This is a genomic window from Moraxella sp., assembly GCF_024227015.1.
In the GTDB taxonomy this organism is placed as follows: Bacteria; Pseudomonadota; Gammaproteobacteria; order Pseudomonadales; family Moraxellaceae; genus Moraxella.
Map to the genome: position 1 here is coordinate 1 of NZ_JAAELD010000038.1, position 4,921 is coordinate 4,921.

Consider the following 4,921-nt stretch of genomic DNA (forward strand, 5'->3'; position numbering starts at 1 on the left):
ATATTGATGAGACGGTCAAAGTTGGCGAATTTTTGACCGTTACCATTGATGAAGCCAGTGAATATGATTTATTTGCCAGCTTTAAATAACAAAATAAGCCCTAAATAATGTTTTAGGGCTTATTTTTATGTGCTTGTGCTCACCCAAACATAGAAACGAGCGGCTTTAGGCGCATCAGATCAATTTAAACTAAAAATCCTGCACCGCATAAATAAAAAATGGTAAAATAATTCAATTTATCGAAATATTAGCAAGGAACACTCTCATGCTGCTCATGATAGACAATTTTTGCAGTTTTACTTATAACATCGTACAGTATTTTGGAGAATTACAACAGGACATCAAGGTGTTTCGAAATAACGAAATTACCCTGGATGAGATTCGCGCACTGTCACCCAAGGCCATTATCTTAGGCCCTGGTCCTTGTAGCCCAACCGAGGCAGGTGTGACATTGCCGATTTTGGCTGAATTTAGCGGTCAGATCCCGATCCTAGGTGTCTGCCTAGGTCATCAAGCGATCGGGCAGGCTTTTGGTGGCGATGTGGTTCGTGCAGGTGAGGTCATGCATGGCAGATTATCACCCATTTATCATCATGATCAGGGAGTGTTTAGCGATCTACCAAGCCCATTTGATGCCACGCGCTACCACTCACTTGTCATCGACAAAAACACCCTGCCCGACTGCTTAGAGATCACCGCGTGGACTCAGAATCCCGATGGCTCAATGGAAGAGATCATGGGTCTTCGCCATAAAACGCTAGACGTAGAAGGTGTACAATTCCACCCAGAATCCATCCTAAGCGAGCACGGCTATCAGCTGTTTAATAATTTTTTGGTGCGCTGCGGACTTGCCAAGCTAAGTAACGACAACCTACCACAAGTCGCCTAAGCCAATGACAATGAATACAATAAGGATGGATAATGATTAACTTAAATAATATTAATACGCTTGGTGATGATGAGATTGGTCAATTCTTGAGCCAAGCTCTAAATGCATTATTACAAGGCGAAAACTTAGACAGCGACACCATGCAGGGCGTAATGCTTGCCATCATGCATGGACGCTGCCCTGATGCTTTGATGGGTGCTATTCTAGTGGCGCTTCGCATCAAGGGTGAGAGCATTGATGAGATTACTGCCGCCGCCTCTGTGATGAGACAGCTGGCACACAACATCACATTAGATGATCTGGCAAATGTGGTGGACATCGTAGGAACAGGTGGCGATGGCGCCAATCTATTTAACATATCTACGGCCGCCGCATTTGTGGCGTCTGCTGGTGGCGCTACAGTCGCCAAGCATGGCAATCGTGGCGTCTCCACCAAGTCAGGCTCATCGGACTTGTGGGAGGCGCTTGGCGTTCGTCTGGACCTGACTGGCAATGAGGTGATGCACTGCATCCAAGAACAACAATTAGGATTCTTGTTCGCGCCCAACCATCATAAAGCCATGCGTCATGCCGTCGGTGTCCGTCAGCAGCTAAAAGCCCGTACGATCTTCAACGTCTTAGGTCCATTGACCAACCCTGCTGGCGTGGTTAATTCGGTCATCGGTGTATTTGATCAGTCTCTATGCGAACCGCTTGCCCACGTTCTAAAGAACCTTGGTTCAAAGCACGCAATTGTTGTGCATTCAGCCGATGGACTGGATGAATTTAGCTTAGCAGGTGATAGTTTCGTGAGCGAACTAAAAGATGGCGTGGTTAGCAGTAATACCATCAGCCCTCGAGATGTCGGCATTGAACCACAAAGCCTTGACGGGCTAAGCGTATCATCTTCCAAAGACAGCCTAGAGCTCATCACCGCCGCCCTATCAGGGGCAAGCGATGATCAGCGCATCAAAAAAGCCCAAGATATCATTGCACTAAATGCAGGCGCAGCCATCTATGTCTCAGGCAAGGCAGACACCCTACAATCGGGCGTACAGATTGCCAAAGATACCATCGGCAGCGGCGCAGCATTAACCAAAATGCGTGAATTTGCCAAGTTTACCCAATCTTTATAATCTTATAAAACCATACATCAGGAATAATCATGACAAGTTCGAGTACGCCAAGCATCCTCCAAAAAATCGTCACCACAAAGCATGAAGAAATCGCCGCCGCTAAGGCGTTGGTTAGTCAAGATGAGCTCATCGGGCTTATCCGCCTTAATAACGACAAGCCGCGAGGTTTTGCCAATGCTCTGCGCGCCGTCAATACTGCAGAAGGTAAGATTGGCGTCATCAGCGAAATCAAACAAGCCAGCCCGTCAAAGGGCATCATCTGTGAGAATTTCAATGCTGTCGATACCGCCAAAGGCTATGAGCAAGCAGGCGCAACATGCCTATCTGTACTGACCGATCGACAGTATTTTAAAGGTCATGATCACTACATGATCAAAGCCAGAAATGTCACAAACTTACCCGTCCTGCGTAAAGATTTTATGGTGGATGAATACCACATCTACGAAAGCCGCGCCTTAGGCGCTGACTGCATTCTGCTGATCATGGCATGCCTAGATGACGAGACGGTTGCTCATCTACACAAGATCTCCATTGATCTGGGTATGGATGTACTGATCGAGATTCACACCCAGCAAGAGCTAGAACGCGCACTTAAATTGCCCAAATCTACCCACAACATTTACGGTATCAACAACCGTGATCTGAATACTTTTAAAGTGGATTTGGCGCATAGCATTCGTCTGTGCGAGCAGCTTTTTGCTGCATTGGGTGATGATGCTCTCGTGGTCAGCGAAAGCGGCATCAATGACGCCAATGACATTCATCTGATGCAAAAGAACAACATCCATCATTTCTTGATTGGTGAACAGTTCATGAAGACAGATGATGCTGGCGCAGCATTGGTAGAGCTACTAAAAAGCATTTAACGCATTAATGATTTAACCCGCCCAACAAAAAAGCGAATGGCTCGTCATTCGCTTTTTTGTTGGGCGGGTTAATTTAATAAATCAGGAAAGATCGTTCTAAGTCCACTCACCAAAATCTCAACCGCCACTGCCGCAAGCAGCATACCCATGATACGACTTAGAATATTCAGCCCTGTATCACCCAAGAATCGACTGATACGCCCTGCAGCCATCAAAGACAGATAACAGAACATGCTAATGCACAGCCCTGCCGCCAAGATCGTACCAACCTCAAAAGCGCCCTTGACTTGGCTACTATAAATGATCACCGTCGAGATGCCGCCAGGGCCAATCATCATGGGAATAGCCAAAGGCACGACCGCAGAGGCTGTCAGCGATGAATTCACCTCAACTTCATCCTCATTAGGTTTGACGGGATTGCCGCCGCCATTCATCATATTAATGGCAATCAAGAATACTAAGACACCGCCAGCTACTTGGAATGACCCCACCGAGATGCCCAACAACTTCAGCAAACTCTCGCCAAGCAGGGTAAAAAAACAAATCGTAATCAGTACGGTCAAGCAGGCGATCTGCGCAACTCGTTTACGATCTTGTGTGGTGCAGCCATTCGTGATGCTCAAGAACAGCCCAAGTGCGCTAAATGGATTGATCAGCACCACGAATGCCAGAATAATTTTAATAAGTTCGGTGTCCATAATGCCCTATTTGGTGATTATTTATGTGGCTATTTACATCATGAAAAAACTAGATATTGTAGCACAATCACACCCAAAATCTTACCAAAATCCGTGTTTTTGTGCTAAAATTCTGCAAAATTTTTAATCACATATTCATCATTTTATCTTATGAACAGCGATTTCAAGAACCATCACGCCATCGTACTATTCTCAGGCGGTCTAGACTCCACCACCTGCCTATACTGGGCACGAGCTAATTTTAAAGACATCACCGCCATCAGCTTTCGTTATGGTCAGCGTCATTCCAGCGAACTGATCGCCGCGACCAAAATCACCAAACAGCTTGGCGTCTCACATCGCATCATCGACATCGATATCGCTCAACTTGGCGGATCAGCCCTAACCGATCAAAACATCGACGTGCCTAACTATGACGCCACATCAGATGCTGTGCCTGTGACCTATGTGCCTGCACGTAACACCATATTCTTATCATACGCATTGGCAGCCGCTGAAGTCATGCAGGCTAATTATATCGTGATCGGTGTGAGCTCTGTTGATTTCTCTGGCTATCCTGATTGCCGTCCTGACTTTATCGAAGCCTTTGAGAACTTAGCCAATCTAGCCACTGTTGCAGGACGTGCAGGCAATCGCCTATCTGTCGTCGCGCCACTACAGAACCTATCCAAGGCTCAGACCTTAGAGCTTGGCCTGTCTTTGGGTGTGGACTATGGCGAGACGGTGTCATGCTATCAAGCGGACAGCGATGGGCACGCCTGCGGTGTGTGTGACAGCTGTGCGCTGCGTCGCCAAGGATTCATCGATGCAGGCGTACCTGACCCAACGCGTTATCAGAATGCATAACATCTCTTAGAATGACAAATCATCACGATTTGTCATTTTTTATTTGCATTTTGTCATGGTGTATAATAAAATACCGACCAGTTGGTTTTTTATTAAACTAGAGAAATATTTTATATGCAATTATCCACCGCTTACGCCCTACTTGCCCTTGCCATCGTCAGCGAAGTGACAGGTTCGACTTTTTTGGCAAAATCTGACGGGTTTAGCAAACTCATCCCTACCGGCATTACACTCGTTTGTTTTGCCATCGCTTTTTATCTACTTTCTCATGTCGTCAAGGTCATTCCTCTTGGCATGACTTATGCCATTTGGTCGGGCGTAGGCATTGTGCTAACCGCTTTGATTAGTGTATTCATATTAAAACAACACCTCGACATCCCTGCCATGATAGGCATTGGCTTTATCATTGTCGGTGTGATTATCATGAACGTCTTTTCAAGCTCTACCGCCCATTAATAAAATAAGGAAAACTTATGGAAAATCAATTACTTGAATTATTCAGCGAAA

At 46.0% G+C, this 4,921-nt stretch carries 6 protein-coding genes; 5 read left to right on the forward strand and 1 reads right to left on the reverse strand.

The annotated features are described in order from the left end of the window. Nucleotides 1–265: 265 nt before the first annotated feature. From GY683_RS00755 to trpC, 3 genes are read left to right on the forward strand one after another with little or no spacing between them, the layout of a single operon-like run. On the forward strand, nt 266–889 hold the full coding sequence (locus GY683_RS00755) for an aminodeoxychorismate/anthranilate synthase component II (RefSeq protein WP_297286934.1): 624 nt from the start codon (nt 266–268) through the stop codon (nt 887–889). 32 nt (nt 890–921) lie between these two features. Continuing rightward, nucleotides 922–2,004, forward strand: coding sequence for an anthranilate phosphoribosyltransferase (trpD, locus tag GY683_RS00760; protein WP_297286935.1), 1,083 nt, complete (start codon nt 922–924; stop codon nt 2,002–2,004). A gap of 29 nt (nt 2,005–2,033) precedes the next feature. Beyond that, a complete protein-coding gene (gene trpC / locus GY683_RS00765; protein WP_297286936.1) occupies nt 2,034–2,870 on the forward strand; it encodes an indole-3-glycerol phosphate synthase TrpC in 837 nt (278 codons plus the stop codon). Nucleotides 2,871–2,938: 68 nt separating this feature from the next. On the opposite strand, the gene GY683_RS00770 is transcribed toward trpC, so the two are convergent. Continuing rightward, nucleotides 2,939–3,568 carry a MarC family protein gene (locus GY683_RS00770; RefSeq protein WP_297286937.1) on the reverse strand — a complete coding sequence of 210 codons (630 nt, stop codon included), beginning with the start codon at nt 3,566–3,568 and terminating at the stop codon, nt 2,939–2,941. Between the two features lie 150 nt (nt 3,569–3,718). Between GY683_RS00770 and queC the strand changes: the two genes are divergently transcribed. Together queC and GY683_RS00780 are read left to right on the forward strand one after the other, a co-directional pair. After that, nucleotides 3,719–4,414, forward strand: a complete 696-nt coding sequence (gene queC / locus GY683_RS00775) for a 7-cyano-7-deazaguanine synthase QueC (protein ID WP_297286938.1) — start codon at nt 3,719–3,721, stop codon at nt 4,412–4,414. A 114-nt stretch (nt 4,415–4,528) separates the two neighbouring features. Continuing rightward, complete coding sequence (locus tag GY683_RS00780) at nt 4,529–4,870, forward strand: multidrug efflux SMR transporter (RefSeq protein WP_297286939.1); 342 nt, start codon at nt 4,529–4,531, stop codon at nt 4,868–4,870. Nucleotides 4,871–4,921 lie beyond the last annotated feature (51 nt).

What these genes read in the sequence shown, in the direction of transcription:
- GY683_RS00755 (WP_297286934.1), top strand. Translation starts at nt 266, where the DNA reads ATGCTGCTCATGATAGACAATTTTTGCAGTTTTACTTATAACATCGTA.
- trpD (WP_297286935.1), top strand. Translation starts at nt 922, where the DNA reads ATGATTAACTTAAATAATATTAATACGCTTGGTGATGATGAGATTGGT.
- trpC (WP_297286936.1), top strand. Translation starts at nt 2,034, where the DNA reads ATGACAAGTTCGAGTACGCCAAGCATCCTCCAAAAAATCGTCACCACA.
- GY683_RS00770 (WP_297286937.1), bottom strand. Translation starts at nt 3,568, where the DNA reads ATGGACACCGAACTTATTAAAATTATTCTGGCATTCGTGGTGCTGATC.
- queC (WP_297286938.1), top strand. Translation starts at nt 3,719, where the DNA reads ATGAACAGCGATTTCAAGAACCATCACGCCATCGTACTATTCTCAGGC.
- GY683_RS00780 (WP_297286939.1), top strand. Translation starts at nt 4,529, where the DNA reads ATGCAATTATCCACCGCTTACGCCCTACTTGCCCTTGCCATCGTCAGC.